Here is a 16,898-nt window from a genome sequence, read left to right as displayed (position 1 = left end):
ACCATTCCTCGCATCACCGCAGCAATTGCAGCAAAAATGTATTATTTTTTGGAGGTAGCAACAAGGCTGACAAAATTTAAATAGACTACCAAGCCAGGGGCACAAGATTTTGTGCCCCTAAAATTATCTGTTAAAAGTGCAAAGCACTTTTCCCGAATTTCTCACATGTGAGAAATCCGGGAACAGCCTCTTCAAATTTCACAATTATTTTATAATTTCTTTTAAAGATATCTTAATAAATACTGAATATTTATGATTATTAACTATTTTTTTATATTCATTGGTTTAAATATAAAAACAAATTTTTAAACACGCAACAACTAGTTTTTAACCATATCTTTACTTTATCGTAGTTCTAATTATTCATATATTAAGAATCTTATATATGACAGGAGTGCATAGTTAAATGGATTTTATGATGAACTGTCAATGCTGGATTTATACGTTCCTTAAAAGTAATGCTTGAAAGATGTAAATTAAGATTGTCATCAATATGCAATAATCTGGATTTAGCTAGTAATTATCAAACAATTTTGCCAGAATAAGGCTCTTTTAAATCTTAATTGATTTATGAATGGACGATAATCGAACTCGATTAACTCACCGAGAAACTTAGAAGATAGCTAGTTAGATATGACGTACTCTCAAACAGAAACTGGCACTAAATATTCGAGTAACTTTGATGGTAAATGTTTAACAGCTTTTCAGCGCAAAATTCTGCAAAAGAGTTTACAAGAAAATCTAGCTGAATCTTACCGTCAGCGGATTGAAATTATGTTGCTGACAGATGAAGGAAAATCTCAAACTACAATTTGTCAGACATTGGGGTGCTGTCCAGCAACCGCTAGGCATTGGATGCACATAGCACGTACTGGGATGGCTCATCAATGGCAAGATTGTGCAATTGGTCGTCCTAAAGCAGTAAATGAAGAATTTTTAGAACGTTTAAAAGAACTTGTCAGTAACAGTCCTCGTGATTACGGCTATTCTTTTCGGCGTTGGACAGGTAACTGGTTGAGTCAACAGTTAGCGAAAGAATTGGGAATTAAAGTCAGCGGTCATCACATCAATCGACTGCTGAAGCAAATGGGGCTATCGATTAGAGCAAAAGCTATAACTGTTGAAGAAAAAACCTTAGAAAAAGCTAATGGCGCGCAAATTTTAATTAGCGACCTTAAATCAACCAATACGTTAGATAATAATGAATTTTTGCCGATTCATTTAGCAAAATTAGGAACAGACTCAGGGATTCATGGTGCAAAATCTATCAGATCTGTTAGTGTCTCTGGAACAATTCAGCAATATTTTGGGGTACTCACTTTCCGAGGTAGAATTTCAACACTGTTTGCAACAAGTTAAATTTCTCAGCCCCAAAGTTGGTAAGTTTTGGCAAGGAACTGACGTTGAACCAGGTATCTATATTGTGATTGCCGGTAAGGTGAGGTTGCTTGACAATGTAGGTGAGTTAATCACCACTTTGGAGTCCGGAAATTCATTTGGGGAATTTACGTTGTTCCCGGAGGCTGAGTTAAAACCTTATGCTGCTAGGGCTTCGATAAATTTGCAGTTGTGCTTTGTTCCTGGTGAATTGTTGCAACCATTGATGGCTAATTATCCTGAAATTAGGCAGCATTTGTGGCAAGCAGCGTTAGCTCGGAATTCTCTACAAGAAGACATAGATAACTCACCTGTAACTGCGATATCTACGACGGGCTACGCTGACGCATCAACTCCAAATCATCAAACAGCTATTTCTGCAATCTCTACCCCAGAAGCACCACCAAAAAAGATTAGTAAAGCCTATTTTCCCAAACCTACTCAGCAAGCTGGGCATTTATGGCAAAGAGTGACTCGTCGCTATCCATTTTTTGCCCAGCAAAGTGCATCAGACTGCGGTGCAGCTTGTTTGGTGATGGTGTCTCGCTATTGGGGTAAACGTTTTAGCGTCAATCGGTTAAGAGATATCGCCAATGTAGACCGTAATGGTGCATCGTTGCGGGGTTTATTGACGACAGCAGAAAGTTTAGGTTTTGCAACCAGACCTGTCAAGGCGAGTCTGAATCAGTTAGCCAAGCAAAAATTACCTGCAATTGTCCATTGGGAAGGCAAACATTACATTGTAGTCTACGAAATTACCCAGAAATATGTTATTGTTGCCGACCCTGGTATTGGACAACGCACCCTCACTCATGCAGAGTTCCAGGCTGGCTGGACTGGTTATACATTGCTGCTGCAACCCACAGCTATGCTTAAAGATGCCAAAGAAACCTCTACCCCCTTTTGGCAATTCTTTGAGTTACTCAAGCCTCACGGTTTGGTAATGCTGGAAGTATTTATTGCTTCGGTATTTATCCAGATATTTGGGCTGATTACACCACTATTTACCCAGTTAATTTTAGATCGAGTAGTTGTACAGCGATCGCAACTTACCTTAACTACTGTTGGCATCGGATTGCTGATTTTTAGCCTGTTTCGAGTAGCAATGACAGGTTTGCGGCAATATTTGCTAGACCACACAGCCAATCGTATAGACTTGGCGCTAATCGTTGGCTTTATTCGCCATACCTTACGTTTACCCTTGAGTTTTTTTGAATCCCGTTATGTAGGGGATATAATTTCTCGCGTTCAAGAAAACCGTAAAATTCAACGCTTCCTTTCCGGTGAAGCATTATCTATCCTCCTAGATTTACTCACAGTATTTATCTATGTAGGATTAATGTTTTGGTACAGTTGGAAAATGGCGTTGCTAGTGCTGGTAATTGTACCACCGTTTGCTTTATTAGCATTAATTGCCACGCCGTTTTTACAAAGGATTTCCCGCGAAATCTTTAATGCTGTAGCTAATGAAAGCAGTTACTTAATCGAAGCTCTCACTGGTATTAGAACTGTGAAAGCTACAGCAGTAGAGCATACAGTTCGTTGGCATTGGGAAGAGTTGTTAAATAAAGAAATAAAAACTAACTTTTCTGGACAAGTTATCAGTAATCGCTTGCAAATATTTAGCAATGCCATTGAAGCAATAGTTACAACCGCTTTGTTATGGTTTGGGGCACATTTAGTAATTGAAAACCAGCTAACTATTGGGCAATTAGTTGCTTTCAATATGCTGTTAGGCAATATTATCACGCCCTTTCAACGCTTAATTGTTCTGTGGAATCAATTACAAGAAGTAGTAATTGCGGTAGAACGGATTAATGATGTTCTGGATACAGAACCAGAGGAAGATTTACAACACCAAGCACGACAGAATTTACCATACATTCAAGGCAATATTCGCTTTGAAAATGTCACATTTCGTTATCATCCAGAAAGTGATTCTAATATTTTAGAAAATCTCACATTTGAAATCAAAACTGGACAGATGGTTGCACTGGTAGGGCGTAGCGGCTCTGGAAAAACTACTATTTCTAAGCTAGTTTTAGGCTTATATCCCCCTACAGATGGTAAAGTCTTAATTGATGGACAAGATATTACTAGTATTTCCCTGCGTTCCTTACGCCAAGAAGTAGGCGTAGTTGACCAAGATACCTTTTTATTTGGCGGAACCATTCGCGAAAATATTAGCTTAGGACATCCCGGCGCACCTTTAAGCGAAGTTATGGAAGCGGCAAAATTAGCGGGTGCTGATGAGTTTATTAAAAAATTACCAATGGGATATGAAACCCAAATTGGTGAAGGTGGCGGGTTATTATCTGGCGGACAACGACAGCGCATAGCTATAGCTAGAGCCTTATTAGGTAATCCTCGCTTGCTAATTTTAGATGAGGCTACTTCCCACTTAGATACAGAATCAGAAAAAATTATTCAGCAAAACTTAAATACTATTCTTAAGGGAAGAACTACCTTAGTGATTGCTCATCGACTCTCTACTGTACAAAATGCAGATATGATTTTGGTACTAGACAAGGGTGTATTGATCGAGAGTGGAACCCATGCAGAATTAATGGCACGACGCGGGCATTATTTTTACCTCAATCAACAGCAATTTCAAGGATTAACCTAAATTAAATTAGGGTGGGAGATACTCACCCTAGCTGTTTTGCCTACATTTAAATTGGATTTAATTTCATTTTGTGATTAAGAGCTTAATTTAAAATTAAAATCAAGGAAGATTCATGACAGATGTATTAAATGGCAAGGTCAAAAATTCAATAATAACAGATAAACCCCATACAGAAACTTTAGTAACACCATCTTCAGTAATCAAAAGAGATGACTGGGCTGAGATAACAAAAGAATCTCTCGAAAGCCTTCCCCAAGTTTGGACAAGAGGATTGTTATATTTTTTGGTCATTTTTGTCTCAATAATTTTACCTTGGGCAGTATTATCTAAAGTTGATGAAACTGGCACAGCTAGAGGGCGTATTGAGCCTCAAGATCAAACAATTAAGCTCGATGCTCCTGTGGCTGGAACTGTTGCCGAAATTCGAGTTAAAGAGGGTGAATTAGTTAAAACTGGACAAACTTTATTATTATTAGAGTCAGAATTAGTTAAAGCAGAATTACGCCAGATTCAAGATAAATTAGAAGGACAATTAAATCGACTTTCGCAGTTGAATTCTGCTAAACATCAGTTAATTGTATCTTTAACAACTCAACAACAACAAAATCAATCGCAACAGTTAGAAAAACAAGCTCAAGTTGACCAAGCAAGACAAAATATTCTTACATTAAAAAATGCCTATGCATTACAAAAAGATGAGAAATTAGCTCAAGTTAATCAAGCAAGGCAAACTCTTGAACACAGCCGAATTGTGAGTAATTTGATGGAGAGTACTTTATCTAGTACTCAGCGAGAGGTGGAACGTTATAACAAGCTAAAGCAACAAGGAATTATTCCCGAAATTAACCTCGTAGAAAAGCAAGATTTAGCTAAAGACAAGCAAAAGTTATATGAACAAAGTAAATCAGATATTGCACAAGCTAAGTTACGTTTAACAGAACAACAGAGTAGCTATGAGCGCAATATCCGCCAAATTAGTGCAGATATTGAACAGGCAGAATTGCGACTCAAAGAACAAGAAAGAGGTTATCAAACCTTAATGCGTTCCGGTCAGTTAGCTGTGCTAAAAATCACAGAACAGCAAAAGAACTTAGATACAGAAATTGCCTCTCTCCAAGCAGAAATTTCTCAAACCAAGAGTCAGATTGCATCGTTAAAATTTCAATTAGGACAACGAGAAATTAAAGCAACTGTGAATGGTAAACTGTTTCAGTTGCCAATTCAAAAAGCTGGCTCTGTAGTGCAATCAGGAACAATGATGGCAGAGATTGCACCTTTAGATTCACCTTTAATTATTCGGGCACAAATGGCAACTACCGAAAGTGGTTTTTTACAAAAAGGATTGCCAGTTAAATTAAAATTTGATGCTTACCCATTTCAGGATTATGGTGTTGTATCGGGGGAATTAATTAAAATTTCGCCTACTACTACAGAGGTGGATACACCTAATGGTAAAGTTGCAGCTTATAACTTAGAAATTAGTTTAAAACAAAACTGTATTTCTTCTGGTAATAAATGTATTCCCTTAAATCCAGGGGATACAGCAACAGCCGAAGTCATTGTCCGCCAACGCCGGATTAGTGATTTTCTACTCGATCCGTTTAAGAAATTGCAACAAGGTGGCTTAAAACTATAGTAGTTTTAGGTTGTAAGTTTCTTGTAATTATGCAGTTATAAATTTATCAGTGAGGAGCGCTTAAATGTCACAAAATATTACGATTATCAAGGAAGATATTCTGCGTGAAATTAAGTTGTCATGCAAGATTCCTGAAGTAGTTGAGCAAATTATTAGTCGGAAAGTAATTATATCTAGCGCAGTAGAAGCTGGGATTACAATAGAACCAAAAGAACTTCAGCACGCAGCAGACCAAATACGTTTAGTTAATAACCTTGATAGTGCTGATGATACATGGAATTGGTTAGAAAAACATAGTTTATCTTTAGAAGATTTTGAAAACATAGTATACAGCAGTCTCATTTCTGGAAAGTTAGCTGCTCATTTATTTAGAGAGCAAGTTGAGCCTTACTTTTTTGAACATCAATTAGATTATTCTGCCGCAGTTATGTACCAAGTCATCTTGGATAGTGAAGATTTAGCACTGGAACTTTTTTACGCCATTAAAGAAGTTGAAATTAGCTTCCATGATGTAGCTCACAAATATATCCAAGATGTTGAATTAAAACGCTCCGGTGGATACCAAGGAATAGTCAGACGGAAAGACATGAAACCGGAAATTTCTGCTGCTGTTTTTGCTGCTAATCCACCACAAATCCTCAAGCCGATTGTCAATTCTCAGGGATACCACTTAATTTTTGTAGAAGAAATTATTCAACCAATTTTAGATGATAAGTTGCGTTACAAGATTATTACAGAGTTGTTTGCAGAATGGCTCAAGAAACAAATTGACCAATTTGAAATTGAACTAATATTAGACTAATTATAGAAAACCTCTGAAATCCTCAGAGGTTTTTTATCAGATGATGACTTTTGGGTTAAAAGCAAAACTGCTTAATTGAAATTTCAGACTACTATCTTTTGAGCAGTGTTGCAATTTCCTTACCTATTTCATAACCAAGCCAAAGCGCTGCAACTGCTTGGATAAAACCACCACGAGTTGCATCAGTTTCGTTATCTGTTAAATCAACCAGATAATTGCTACGGTTGATATCGCTAATGGTAATTACTGTCATGGTAAATCCTACAATTCAAAAATGGTAGTAGATCAGTTCACAATTATCGGTTAAGAAGATAGCGAGCAACTAGACAAATGGAAAATAATAGAGGAATGCAGATTAGATTAATACCCTTAAATTCCTCTAGTTGATTGTTATTTATTTCAAAAATTATTCCTAGACAGGACTATCTTCTTTTAGTCAGTATTGCAATTTCTCTGCCTATTTCATAACCCAGCCAAACAGCAGCAACAAATTGTATAAAGCCACCACGAGTTGCATCAGTTTGCTTGTCTGTTAAATCAACCAGATAATTGCTACGGTTGATATCGTTAATGGTAATTACTGTCATGGTAAGTCCTACAATTCAAAAATGGTAGTAGATCAGTTCAGAATTATCAGTTAAGAAGATAACCAGCAGCTAGACCAATACCAAATAATAGAGGAATACAGATAGGACAACCGCCCTTAACTTCGTTCAGTTGATTGTTATCCAATTCAACAATTGATAGGTTCTGAGCATCTAGGTTTTGAATTGTGATGTTAGCCATTTGTAATTTCTCCTTCTTGGGTTAAATTCTTTGTCGAAGATGATATTTTGTTCATCCGTATGTATTATTCTCTTAGTTGTTTTATCTGGTCAATATTTGAGGTAATACATTATGGAACAAAATAGGTACAGTTATTAATTTAGTGTTTTTAGGGCTGATACTAATTCTCTGTGAGGCTGCACATTAACGCCCTCACCCTCAAGGGTGGCACTAAACAAACATAGACGCGGAGCGGCTTCCCGTAGGGTAGCCTGCCTTTGCCGGCTAGATTATACGCACCAGTGGTATAAGCCCTAATTTTGTATATTCCGCTTCTAACTTATCTACAATAGTGCATAATCATTTTTTCGTAGTTTTTTAGATTAAAACCTAGCTTAATTATTCATGAAAAAACCCTCGAAAATTTTCAGAGGGTTTTATTAATTGAGACAATGAAAGTTGACCTAAAAGCAAAAAAGCTTAATAATATGGGCAACTTTATTATGTCTGTATTTAATTTAATATTACTAAGTCAATCGGGCAATTTCTTTGCCTATTTTATAACCCAGCCAAAAAGCAGCAACAAATTGTATAAAGCCACCACGAGTTGCATCTGTTTCGTTGTCTGTTAAATCAACCAGATAATCGTTACGGTTGATATCGTTAATGGTAATTACTGTCATGGTAAGTCCTACAATTCAAAAATGGTAGTAGATCAGTTCAGAATTATCTGTTAAGAAGATAGCCAGCAGCTATACCAGCTGCAAATAATAGAGGAATACAGATAGGACAACCGCCCTTAACTTCATTAAGTTGATTGTTATCCAATTCAACAATTGCCAGATTCTGAGCATCTAGGTTTTGAATTGTGATGTTAGCCATTTGTAATTTCTCCTTCTTGGGTGTAAATTCTTTGTCAAGATGATATTTTGTTCATCCGTATGTATTATTCTCTTAGTTGTTTTATCTGGTCAATATCTTAGTGATATGTGATTGAACAAAATAGGTACAGTTATTAATTAATTCATTAATTATTCTATTTTTTATTTGCAGAATCTATTATGAGGGATGTTGACGGTTGACTGTTGACAGCTATTATTAGTAGTTCTAGAATTTAGACACACATTAGGTTATTTGCTGAATAGATATTTTTGATAAATAATTTATAAGTTATTGTCATTAAATTAGTAAAAAGTCCCGAAGGAAGAAAAACTTCATTCGGAACTTTGTCAGAGAGTGGCGGATTTTAATTACCCACTTAATGTAGGCTAAATTCTTCTTTAATTTCTAGCCGATTTATACTTTTTTAAGCAGCTTCCTAGCCCAAAAACTAAAGCTGTACTCAGAATAGTTGATGGTTCAGGTACTTGTTTAGCAATGTCGTAAGCACCACCTATTACCAAAGGCCCATTGTCTCCTGGTTGCGCTGGTCTTAAATCTGGTTTTGTAAGAAATTGAACTGCAAAGGAATTACCATTGAAAATTGATCCTCCGGTCATATTCAAGCGTGGCGCACGGAAATTTTCAACTAGAAAATCAGGAGAAATAGTAATGTTGGAAAAGATGTTAGAGAAACCAACTTTACCATCTCCATCTACATCTCCCCAGATTACATCATCAGCCAGAGTATCAAAATCAGGAAATACTAAGAAAGAAAATTGATTGATAGTAAAGCCTGTATCATTAACGAAATTTTGTTCTCCAGTAGTATCAGGGGCGTTCCAAAATCTTAATTCACTTGGTTTCAGCGCATCTGTGACTTTTATGCCATCAGGAAAATTGGTGATAGGTGTTGTCACGATTGGTTCGACTAATGTAACAGCACTAACGGGGGATAATGAGAGCAAAAATCCACCTAATGCACTTGAAATTAACGAGCCTATAGTTGTAGCTTTCATGGCTTAAATAAGGTAATCATTCCTGATGATTATTCTTACCATTATTAACATCTGTATTTTTACTGTTTTGGGAAAACTTCAAGAAAACTTTATATATTTTACCTTATATAAAGCAGCAAACAATAAAACTTTTAAATTCAAAAAAATTCGTTTTTATTTTTAGATTTAAAAGTACATAAATTTAGCCAAGATACTGTATTGCAAGGCTTGTAGGGTATGCGATCGCTCTACATACTCTCAAGTTTTTAAATCAAAAATTAACCCGTTCTTTATCTGGAATTAACTAATTTTTGATGTTTATTGAATTTATAGCATTCATTGAAAAATTAGTTAGATATTGGTGTAAAACCTGCTTCTTTTTCAATGCGATCTAAAGCTTTTTTGGCTTTAAAAATCACTCGCAAATACGCTATTTGACTATTCCAAGCTAAACGAGGTAACAACGGTTCTTGAGAGTCTAACTCAACTGGAGATTGATTAATAGATGATTCTACTGGAGGTATATAATCGCTGGGCATATTATGCTGATAAATTAAATTTTTACTAAAGATGGAACGAGTTCTAATTCTGCTTGCCAACCTTCTGGCCATTGAATGCAGTCAGCAGTAAAGTGGAGGGGATCGTTTTCTGGCCAAGTTGCATTAATTGGTTCTTCAATCAAAGCAAACTCCCCATTATCAAAAGGATTTCCGTCTGCTTGACGTTGCAAAAATACTCGTTCGCGGATGCCTTGTTTTTCTTGAGTCAGGGCGCGATGATGACAGTAGGGATTGTTACCTCGCTTGTCAAAAAAGACATGTGCAGTCCAACTGCAACCACCTCGACATAGTTCTGCAAATTCGCAAGTTTTGCAGAAACCCCAAAGATGTTCTGTACCTTTGGGTGTACCAGCACCTAAGTTAAACCGCAGTTCTTCGGTTTCTTCGATGATACTGCGCAAAGAGCGATCGCGGATATTTCCACCGGTGTATGCTGTAGTTGGCAATGAAGGACAACCTTTAATCGCGCCATCAGCTTCAATTCCTAAAGCCGCCAATCCCGCACTGCAACCTTGCCAAAATGACCAAGCATCACCACCCCGTAAAAAGCGTTCATAAGGGCCGTAGTAGCCGATGTTATTTCCTGGCTGTACCTGTACGCCTTCTTGTTTAGCTCGTTGGGCAACACGGGCTATCATCGGGTATACATCCAGTAGTTCATAAGGTTGCAGCAAAATCTCGCTATTGTCGGCTGCATTTCCCATTGGTACAGTTAATTGAATTTGCCAAGCAAAGATTCCCGCATCCCTTAGATATTCATAAATTCGGGGAAATTCCGGTGCAGATAGGCGATTGATTTGGGTATTGCAACCGAAGGAAATTCCTGCTTGTTGAAGATGGCTCATGGTTTTAAATGCCCATTGCCATGAACCTTGTTTACCACGAATGCGATCGTGAGTTGCTTCTAAGCCATCAACAGACACAGAAACTACATTAATTCCCGCTTCCTTCATTTTGTGGGCTGTGTCTAGAGTGATACCATAGCCCCCAGTAGTCATACCACAAAGCATTCCCGCTTTGGTAATTGCTTGGGCTATCTCTAGCCAATCGGGACGCAGAAAAGCCTCACCACCAATTATTGTTACTTCTGTAATTCCAACTTCCGCCATTTGTTTAACTAAATCAAGGGCTTCGGCGGTGGATAATTCTTTGGTTCTTGTATGACCGGCGCGAGAACCACAGTGCTGACAAGCAAGATTGCATTTTAAAGTGATTTCCCAAACCGCATAACTAATTCTGCGATAGCTCATTAGCGTTAACTCCCTCAATCAATTTCTCTAAAGGGGAAATAAATATAGCAATCCTATTTTTGTTGTGATTGTTGACTGTTAACTGTTGACTGTCAAAGCTGGCAAAATTTCAAAAATTATTTAGGATTGCTATATTTTTTCTTTTCAGTAAATATCAGCTTTTTATTTAGCCTTGTTAAATTTCATCATTGATGACAGCTCCATACAAGGGCTGAGGATAAATAGGGGGCCATTTAATAGGAGGCCAGACAACAACTCCATATAGAGGGCGGATTATAGGCTTACCTAAAAAGCCACCAAAAACTGCTTCTAGTTCTTTTTCTCCTAAATCTTGGAGTTCACTGTCAGCATTGGATTCTAGTAATTGAGTTGTATATTCTTCAAATTCTTCTTGAGTGAAATTTAAGCCAGCACTTTTGACAACTTGGCTACATTCATCCTTGGTTTCAACAGCTTGCATTTGATTACGGAAAGCCTCATCATTTGCTAGCTTTTGGTAAAATTCTTTTACATGTTCTAAAGACATAAAATAACTCCTAGATTGTTGATAGTTGACGGTTGACGGTTGACTGTCACCAAGCTTTATCAGTGATTGTGTGAATCAAAGTGGTAATGTCTTAACTCTTGATTAGAAGAGGTTTGTGTGATCCCAAAGAGGACTTGGCGCTCCATAAATCAAGTAAAGTCTGGGATAAAATCCAACTAATCCACCAACTACAGATGCTAGTTCTGCTGCATCTATATCTTGAAGTTCATTCTCAGAGTCTAATAATTGAGCAGTGTACTCTTCAAATTCTTCTTTGGTGAAGTTAAACCCAGCATTTTGCAAAATTTTTCTTCCTACATCTTTGCTTTCAATGCCTTGAATTTGGGTACGGAAAGCTTCATCAGATGCTAGTCTTTCGTAAAAAGCTCTAACATTTTCTAAGGACATAATCTGCTCCTGATAGGATGGGGTGATTGTTGCTAAAATCAAACCAAATTCCTATAGCTTTGCTTCACTAACAGTTGGCATTGCTACTTCAATTGCTAGTTCCGAAGGATTATAGTTATCTGTAATTACTTGGGCACAACGCATACAAGCTGCTTTACCTTCCTGGTTCCACCAGCGACAATCTCGGCGGATAGAACAAGGGGGTAATTCTTGGGCGATCGCGGGTAATTTTTCGACAATGCGTGTAGCTAAACGACAATCTTGTCCATCAAAATGGTGACAACCTTTGTTAACACAAGGTGCGGCTGTGCGAAAAATTTCAGCAGGTGTAACTGGGCTAGCTTTGGCTATCAGTTCATCTGTGAGTGTTTGGGGCTGTTTTAGATAAGCTACACGAGGTTCTACTACTGTGCCACTGATAATACCGAAAATCACACTATTCTCCGATTCAGGTCTTGCACTGGGGCAAAGTATAGTTTTTTCAGCAGCAATATTTTCCATTAATTGCGCCTCAGCAAAGAGAATCTTACGGCTAAATAGTTTCAATTGGAGCGATGATGATGCCGACAATAATAGGCGGTTTAATCACCAAACCAATTGTTTTAGTTACTAGACCACCTGCAACATTTTTCGTTTCTTCAGCAGATACATCTAACAAAGCATCTTCAGAATCTAAACCTTGATTGCGTCGGGCGATCGCATTATTTACCGCATCATCAATTAGACTGTTGATTTCTAAATGACCCTGGTAGCTGCTTTTGTGCTTTTCCATGTTATTTTTCCTTGGAAGCATCATTAACTAATCAGCTAAAACACATATTTCTTGCATTATCAATTGTAAAATTTGTTAACCGATAACAGTCAACAATCAACAATATGATGCAAATTTTAGTGGAATAGCTTATCTGTTGATTTTAGAGTAGAAGCCAAGTATTGCAGCGTTAGTTGTTGCTTTTTATTGAACAATAATAAAATATTTATGTTCTAAGAATTTTAGAGATATAGCTAAAAAATAGGCTTAAAAGTACTGGTATCTAGCCAATTTAATCTCTTGATTACCTAAATTTAAACTAAATCTTAACATAGCGGACTTTTTTCCTGCCCACCTACTTAACTGCATCTGCTTATTGCCGCAAAATTTGGGATTGGGATCTAGTCACAGCTTGTTATATACATCGATGTGTACTGATGAAACAATGCTCTAGTTGTCACAAAAATATTCAGTGGTCTAGACCCGCAGTCACTCGTTGTCGATGTGGTTTCGATTTTCGCACAGGGCTTGCACAAACAGCCACCTTTCACCAAGTTAATCTGTCTGCATACTTGTCCTCATTGGAGAAAAGCCTTGCTACTGTGCAGATTAGCAGGGATTAACATTTATGTGTAAGATGCCTTGTTGTGGGTTCGCAGACTAAGTGAAATCGAATGAACGCAATAATTGGGGTTTCGGCAGATTTGTTTCGGACTTATTGAAACTGGATTCGCAGACTAAGTGAAATTTACCTACCAAATTCGCAGACTAAGTGAAATTTACCTACCAAATTCGCAGACTTATTGAAATTTGCCGCCAAAATAACAAGCAAGGGCTGAATTGATTGTTGTATAAGGATTGTAGCTGATTTGTTTTGCACTCAATTGTTGAGTAAAAATTTGATAGTCATGTAGGTTTAATATAGCTGCAAGCGATCGCAATTTATTGCCGAGAAGTTTTTCAAAGCAACATCCACCCAGTTCTAAAGGCTACCAAAATAAATAAGGGATTATACATACCCCTATTTTCTCCTCCAGTTAAGGGATTGCTCTAACCCCAAATCAGTCTGATAGTCTGGCTTCCTATTGTGCCTTTATCATAAGCGGGATCTCCTAATTCCCAAAGTAGCTTCGTCACAACAGTTTTAACTGTCGCTGGGGAAGGAATTGTGACATAAAGTACTGGAACAACAGTTCCAATGGGTGTTTCCTTTCTCGGATATTCTTGGGCATAACTTCTAAAAATAGTAGTCTTACCAGTTCCAGTTTCTCCTTTTAAAAATAAACATTCTGGTTCATCCGTTGTGGACGACCCAAGCCTTGCAGTAAATCTTGAGTTGCTCACTACGATTTTTAACGAACGTGCTACTTAAGTAAGCTCGGTCAATATGCAATTCCGTGAGTTCGACATCTTGAGATGTTAAGTCCTGAGTAATCGCATCGGTTACTGATGCTTCTGGGACATTGGCTTTGGTAATACCAACAGCGCGAATCATTCCGTTGTCTAAATCTCGTAAAACATGACGTTTATAGCCATCAATTTTCTGGCTACGGCTTTTACGTCCATGTCTCATCTCTTCGTCTTCAACTGAAATACGCCGTTCTTTGGCAACACCAGAGCGCAGTTTCACCTCACCATTTGTATCAACTTCCACATCCTGTGTTTCGATTTGCCTTGCTGTCTCAAGAGTTGAACGAAGTAGCGGATGTTCATTTTCCGTAGGCTGTGTTTGAACAAAAGTCTCAACTAGCAGATGCTTAAAAAGCATTAGTGATGTCCCCGCTTCTATATTCATTTCTCTGTCTAAAGCTGTTGTCACTTTGTTGATAGTGGCACTACTTTTTTGAAGTCGAGACTTTAAAATAGTTGAGAGTCCTCGTAGTTGCTCAACTTCCATTTCGCTAGTTGCTTCTAATGAGTAGGAAGAATGAATCCACTCGATATTCAATACTAAAAGCCTGGGAATTTCTTTTTCTGTTACAATTCCCCAGTCAATATTTTGGTCAGCATAGTAGCGTCTTTCTAACTCAAATTTCTCAGCTACTGATTTTTTTTCTAAATCTGAAGAAGGCTTGACTGTTCGAGCAATTTGAACTGACTTACCCGATTGATTGACTGTGAGCATGAAGTCAGTAGTTAAAACGTAGGGTGTACCGCTAACTGGGTCAGTGGGGTATTTCATCCCCATGTCTCTAGCGATACTCGTACATAAGTCTAAGTCGAGCAGGGGGAATTGCTCCCTGATATCTACGACCATATCAGACCACTCGAACAAGTAAAATAGCCGCCGCTCGTGGTCTGATAACAAATGATGCACTCGATTGGTCTTCCAACCAGGACTTCTTGCGGATCTGCCCATTGAGGGGAAGTCACTGACGCTGATCCAAGGCTTGTAGTTCTCGCCACTTCCTTGCCCGCGACCTTCTTTTATGTAGCGTTCAAACTTGGCCTGGCTCCACTCCCGCGTACATCTTGCCATAAAGCTTGCCTTTCTGGATCTGCCCAGACCATGCACATCCAGAAATTGTAGAACTTTTTTATTTATTGTTGGACTTTTTTATTTATTGTTCAACTTTTTTATCCCTCTACATTTGGGGAAAAGGTATTAATCGTAGTTAATATCGTACAAAAGATAATGAATTCTTATTTTGTGTTCAGGGGGAGGTTTTGTATAATCTGAGGGTGTCATTCCGCACCGCGCTCGCCATAATAATTTTGTGAACATCCCTGAATTTGAAAACTTACCCCCGATTAAGCTCATTCCTCTTGAGCATGATGATCTGACAATCCACAAGCCCAAAGAAACCAGAAGACCACCAACTGATATCAGGTGGGTGAAAGTATTGGAATTTTTACGCAGCAACAATCTTGCACCTAACAGCCGCAAGCTTTATGAACGTGAACTCAAAAGGTTTTTGGGATGGACGCAGTTGCACTATCATGAACTGCGATCGCGTCATATAGGTTTGTACAAACAATACCTGATGGAAGAAGTCAGCACTGATGCAGGTAAACCACTTTCCAAAAGCAGTATTAATGCAGGACTTGCTGCTATCAAGAGTTTCTTCAAATGGTTGAGTCTCACCTACCCAGAGATGATGACTACAAATCCCACACAGGGGGTAAAGTTGGAAAAAGTACCTCTGCCACCTGCTCAAAGTTTAACAGCAGAACAGATGGAATCAGTGTGGTCAACTTTGGAATATTTAGGCGAAACAAAGGTTCGGGATACCGCACTGGTTCATATTCTCAGTCATGGACTCCGTGCTGGGGAAGTGGTGAATTTAAATGTCGGATCATTTGATGGTAAGTTGCTGTTCTTACCTGACACAAAGACCGCCCAACCTCGCTTGGTACCTTTAAGAAAAGAAAGTAGAGAGGTGGTTGCAGAGTATTTGCGATGGCGAGAGGCACAGGGGGAAGTTTTAACTAGCCTCAGTCCACTGATGATTTCGCATCATCCATCATATCTTGGAGAACGCCTTTCTTATCACGGTATTTACTTTGCTGTCGAGAAAATTGGGGAATTAGCAAGCATTGAAGACTTGCATCCTCATCAATTCCGTCATACTTATGCTACTGATTTGTTGTTACTGGGTGTAGACCCAACTCATGCCCGGAAACTGACGGGACATACTAGCGAGAAGGCTTTTCGACGGTATACACTTCGCAGTGAGCAAGAAGCGGCAATCTCTGCTTACTATCGTGCCATAGGTGAGGAAGAAGTGGAGTAGGAAATGCCAAAGCCACTAAACCCTAAGTGTCAGTTATGTGCCAAATTATCAACTGCTAAGGCTAAGGTATTGCATGGAACCCAAGGAGATGGATGCTGGAATCCGCGCATTTGCCATAATCGGCGCTCATTTTACCGTAGCCGAACTGAAGATAATAGGAGCATTGATTCAATAACAGTTGAACCACCTGCAACGTATTTTGCAGTGCTGTATTTATACAAAGAGCCGGGAGATAAACCATTACATGCCTTGGGTGCTGAATTGTGGTTGGGGCAAAAACCGATTTGTCGGCTCGAACCTATTCACTGTTTTGGGCTGACTGCTGGCAAGATTCGCACCTATACAGATAAGGTATTACAAGCATTCGCCAAGGAATATGGTGTTTCGCTGTATCAATATAAGGATATGTTTGAGATTAGCCCCAGCCACTGTCCAGTTCGTCCCTGTCCGTTACATCCGGAATCATAATGATGACAGCATATCGCCAATTAACGATTTGGGACGTGCTTGATGAGATTTCAGTTGCGCCACCAACTTCTTCACTTGCTCCGGTGTGGGATTGTTTAGATGCAGAACTCCACGATTT

20 protein-coding genes are annotated in these 16,898 nt (G+C 38.4%); 6 read left to right on the top strand and 14 right to left on the bottom strand.

The features are described from left to right. Positions 1-633: 633 nt before the first annotated feature. From H6G41_RS25820 to H6G41_RS25805, 4 genes are all read left to right on the top strand, one after another. Entirely contained in the window at positions 634-1,359 is a 726-nt protein-coding gene (locus H6G41_RS25820) for a helix-turn-helix domain-containing protein (protein WP_190749982.1), read from the top strand. Continuing rightward, complete coding sequence (locus tag H6G41_RS25815) at positions 1,253-4,003, top strand: peptidase domain-containing ABC transporter (RefSeq protein WP_190749980.1); 2,751 nt, start codon at positions 1,253-1,255, stop codon at positions 4,001-4,003. Before H6G41_RS25820 ends, H6G41_RS25815 begins: the two co-directional genes overlap by 107 nt. A gap of 112 nt (positions 4,004-4,115) precedes the next feature. Continuing rightward, positions 4,116-5,639, top strand: coding sequence for an HlyD family efflux transporter periplasmic adaptor subunit (locus H6G41_RS25810; RefSeq protein WP_190749978.1), 1,524 nt, complete (start codon positions 4,116-4,118; stop codon positions 5,637-5,639). Positions 5,640-5,703: 64 nt separating this feature from the next. Next, positions 5,704-6,441 carry a peptidylprolyl isomerase gene (locus H6G41_RS25805; RefSeq protein WP_190749976.1) on the top strand — a complete coding sequence of 246 codons (738 nt, stop codon included), beginning with the start codon at positions 5,704-5,706 and terminating at the stop codon, positions 6,439-6,441. 91 nt (positions 6,442-6,532) lie between these two features. Here the strand turns inward: H6G41_RS25805 and H6G41_RS25800 are convergent, their stop codons facing one another. The 14 genes from H6G41_RS25800 to H6G41_RS35385 form a co-directional block, all read right to left on the bottom strand. Next, positions 6,533-6,694: a hypothetical protein gene (locus H6G41_RS25800; RefSeq protein WP_190749973.1), complete on the bottom strand. Its 162-nt coding sequence runs from the start codon at positions 6,692-6,694 to the stop codon at positions 6,533-6,535. A gap of 169 nt (positions 6,695-6,863) precedes the next feature. Next, positions 6,864-7,028: a hypothetical protein gene (locus H6G41_RS25795; RefSeq protein ID WP_190749970.1), complete on the bottom strand. Its 165-nt coding sequence runs from the start codon at positions 7,026-7,028 to the stop codon at positions 6,864-6,866. Positions 7,029-7,074: 46 nt separating this feature from the next. After that, positions 7,075-7,227, bottom strand: coding sequence for a hypothetical protein (locus H6G41_RS25790; protein ID WP_190546580.1), 153 nt, complete (start codon positions 7,225-7,227; stop codon positions 7,075-7,077). Between the two features lie 506 nt (positions 7,228-7,733). Continuing rightward, the gene (locus H6G41_RS25785) at positions 7,734-7,889 is read right to left on the bottom strand and encodes a hypothetical protein (RefSeq protein WP_190749968.1); all 156 of its coding nucleotides are present in this window, start codon (positions 7,887-7,889) and stop codon (positions 7,734-7,736) included. A gap of 43 nt (positions 7,890-7,932) precedes the next feature. After that, positions 7,933-8,088, bottom strand: coding sequence for a hypothetical protein (locus H6G41_RS25780; protein WP_190749966.1), 156 nt, complete (start codon positions 8,086-8,088; stop codon positions 7,933-7,935). Between the two features lie 398 nt (positions 8,089-8,486). Beyond that, the gene (locus H6G41_RS25775) at positions 8,487-9,104 is read right to left on the bottom strand and encodes a PEP-CTERM sorting domain-containing protein (protein WP_190749964.1); all 618 of its coding nucleotides are present in this window, start codon (positions 9,102-9,104) and stop codon (positions 8,487-8,489) included. Between the two features lie 326 nt (positions 9,105-9,430). Next, positions 9,431-9,622: a hypothetical protein gene (locus H6G41_RS25770; protein WP_190750006.1), complete on the bottom strand. Its 192-nt coding sequence runs from the start codon at positions 9,620-9,622 to the stop codon at positions 9,431-9,433. 14 nt (positions 9,623-9,636) lie between these two features. Next, positions 9,637-10,893 carry a nif11-class peptide radical SAM maturase 3 gene (locus tag H6G41_RS25765; protein ID WP_190749961.1) on the bottom strand — a complete coding sequence of 419 codons (1,257 nt, stop codon included), beginning with the start codon at positions 10,891-10,893 and terminating at the stop codon, positions 9,637-9,639. Between the two features lie 175 nt (positions 10,894-11,068). Beyond that, complete coding sequence (locus H6G41_RS25760; protein ID WP_190749959.1) at positions 11,069-11,419, bottom strand: Nif11-like leader peptide family natural product precursor; 351 nt, start codon at positions 11,417-11,419, stop codon at positions 11,069-11,071. A gap of 102 nt (positions 11,420-11,521) precedes the next feature. Beyond that, complete coding sequence (locus H6G41_RS25755) at positions 11,522-11,827, bottom strand: Nif11-like leader peptide family RiPP precursor (RefSeq protein ID WP_190749957.1); 306 nt, start codon at positions 11,825-11,827, stop codon at positions 11,522-11,524. A 51-nt stretch (positions 11,828-11,878) separates the two neighbouring features. After that, positions 11,879-12,328, bottom strand: a complete 450-nt coding sequence (locus tag H6G41_RS25750; protein ID WP_190749955.1) for a nitrogen fixation protein — start codon at positions 12,326-12,328, stop codon at positions 11,879-11,881. 31 nt (positions 12,329-12,359) lie between these two features. Further along, the gene (locus H6G41_RS25745) at positions 12,360-12,599 is read right to left on the bottom strand and encodes a hypothetical protein (protein ID WP_190749953.1); all 240 of its coding nucleotides are present in this window, start codon (positions 12,597-12,599) and stop codon (positions 12,360-12,362) included. Positions 12,600-13,628: 1,029 nt separating this feature from the next. Then, the gene (locus H6G41_RS25740; RefSeq protein ID WP_308796458.1) at positions 13,629-13,922 is read right to left on the bottom strand and encodes a TniB family NTP-binding protein; all 294 of its coding nucleotides are present in this window, start codon (positions 13,920-13,922) and stop codon (positions 13,629-13,631) included. Continuing rightward, on the bottom strand, positions 13,873-15,057 hold the full coding sequence (locus tag H6G41_RS35385) for a TnsA endonuclease C-terminal domain-containing protein (RefSeq protein ID WP_242038044.1): 1,185 nt from the start codon (positions 15,055-15,057) through the stop codon (positions 13,873-13,875). Before H6G41_RS35385 ends, H6G41_RS25740 begins: the two co-directional genes overlap by 50 nt. Before the next feature lie 238 nt (positions 15,058-15,295). Here H6G41_RS35385 and H6G41_RS25730 point away from each other — a divergent pair, with 238 nt between their 5' ends. Then, the gene (locus tag H6G41_RS25730) at positions 15,296-16,312 is read left to right on the top strand and encodes a tyrosine-type recombinase/integrase (protein WP_190749951.1); all 1,017 of its coding nucleotides are present in this window, start codon (positions 15,296-15,298) and stop codon (positions 16,310-16,312) included. A 3-nt stretch (positions 16,313-16,315) separates the two neighbouring features. Then, positions 16,316-16,780, top strand: a complete 465-nt coding sequence (locus H6G41_RS25725) for a hypothetical protein (protein WP_190749950.1) — start codon at positions 16,316-16,318, stop codon at positions 16,778-16,780. The last annotated feature ends 118 nt before the right edge of the window (positions 16,781-16,898 follow it).

Origin of the sequence: Tolypothrix sp. FACHB-123 (assembly GCF_014697075.1) — a bacterium.
Classification (GTDB): domain Bacteria; phylum Cyanobacteriota; class Cyanobacteriia; order Cyanobacteriales; family Nostocaceae; genus Aulosira.
The sequence above is the reverse complement of the archived record's forward strand: the minus strand, read 5'-3'. Positions and strand labels throughout refer to the sequence as shown.

Coding starts and splice junctions, on each gene's coding strand:
- H6G41_RS25820 (WP_190749982.1), top strand. CDS start 634: ATGACGTACTCTCAAACAGAAACTGGCACTAAATATTCGAGTAACTTT.
- H6G41_RS25815 (WP_190749980.1), top strand. CDS start 1,253: ATGGTGCAAAATCTATCAGATCTGTTAGTGTCTCTGGAACAATTCAGC.
- H6G41_RS25810 (WP_190749978.1), top strand. CDS start 4,116: ATGACAGATGTATTAAATGGCAAGGTCAAAAATTCAATAATAACAGAT.
- H6G41_RS25805 (WP_190749976.1), top strand. CDS start 5,704: ATGTCACAAAATATTACGATTATCAAGGAAGATATTCTGCGTGAAATT.
- H6G41_RS25800 (WP_190749973.1), bottom strand. CDS start 6,694: ATGACAGTAATTACCATTAGCGATATCAACCGTAGCAATTATCTGGTT.
- H6G41_RS25795 (WP_190749970.1), bottom strand. CDS start 7,028: ATGACAGTAATTACCATTAACGATATCAACCGTAGCAATTATCTGGTT.
- H6G41_RS25790 (WP_190546580.1), bottom strand. CDS start 7,227: ATGGCTAACATCACAATTCAAAACCTAGATGCTCAGAACCTATCAATT.
- H6G41_RS25785 (WP_190749968.1), bottom strand. CDS start 7,889: ATGACAGTAATTACCATTAACGATATCAACCGTAACGATTATCTGGTT.
- H6G41_RS25780 (WP_190749966.1), bottom strand. CDS start 8,088: ATGGCTAACATCACAATTCAAAACCTAGATGCTCAGAATCTGGCAATT.
- H6G41_RS25775 (WP_190749964.1), bottom strand. CDS start 9,104: ATGAAAGCTACAACTATAGGCTCGTTAATTTCAAGTGCATTAGGTGGA.
- H6G41_RS25770 (WP_190750006.1), bottom strand. CDS start 9,622: ATGCCCAGCGATTATATACCTCCAGTAGAATCATCTATTAATCAATCT.
- H6G41_RS25765 (WP_190749961.1), bottom strand. CDS start 10,893: ATGAGCTATCGCAGAATTAGTTATGCGGTTTGGGAAATCACTTTAAAA.
- H6G41_RS25760 (WP_190749959.1), bottom strand. CDS start 11,419: ATGTCTTTAGAACATGTAAAAGAATTTTACCAAAAGCTAGCAAATGAT.
- H6G41_RS25755 (WP_190749957.1), bottom strand. CDS start 11,827: ATGTCCTTAGAAAATGTTAGAGCTTTTTACGAAAGACTAGCATCTGAT.
- H6G41_RS25750 (WP_190749955.1), bottom strand. CDS start 12,328: ATGGAAAATATTGCTGCTGAAAAAACTATACTTTGCCCCAGTGCAAGA.
- H6G41_RS25745 (WP_190749953.1), bottom strand. CDS start 12,599: ATGGAAAAGCACAAAAGCAGCTACCAGGGTCATTTAGAAATCAACAGT.
- H6G41_RS35385 (WP_242038044.1), bottom strand. CDS start 15,057: ATGGCAAGATGTACGCGGGAGTGGAGCCAGGCCAAGTTTGAACGCTAC.
- H6G41_RS25725 (WP_190749950.1), top strand. CDS start 16,316: ATGCCAAAGCCACTAAACCCTAAGTGTCAGTTATGTGCCAAATTATCA.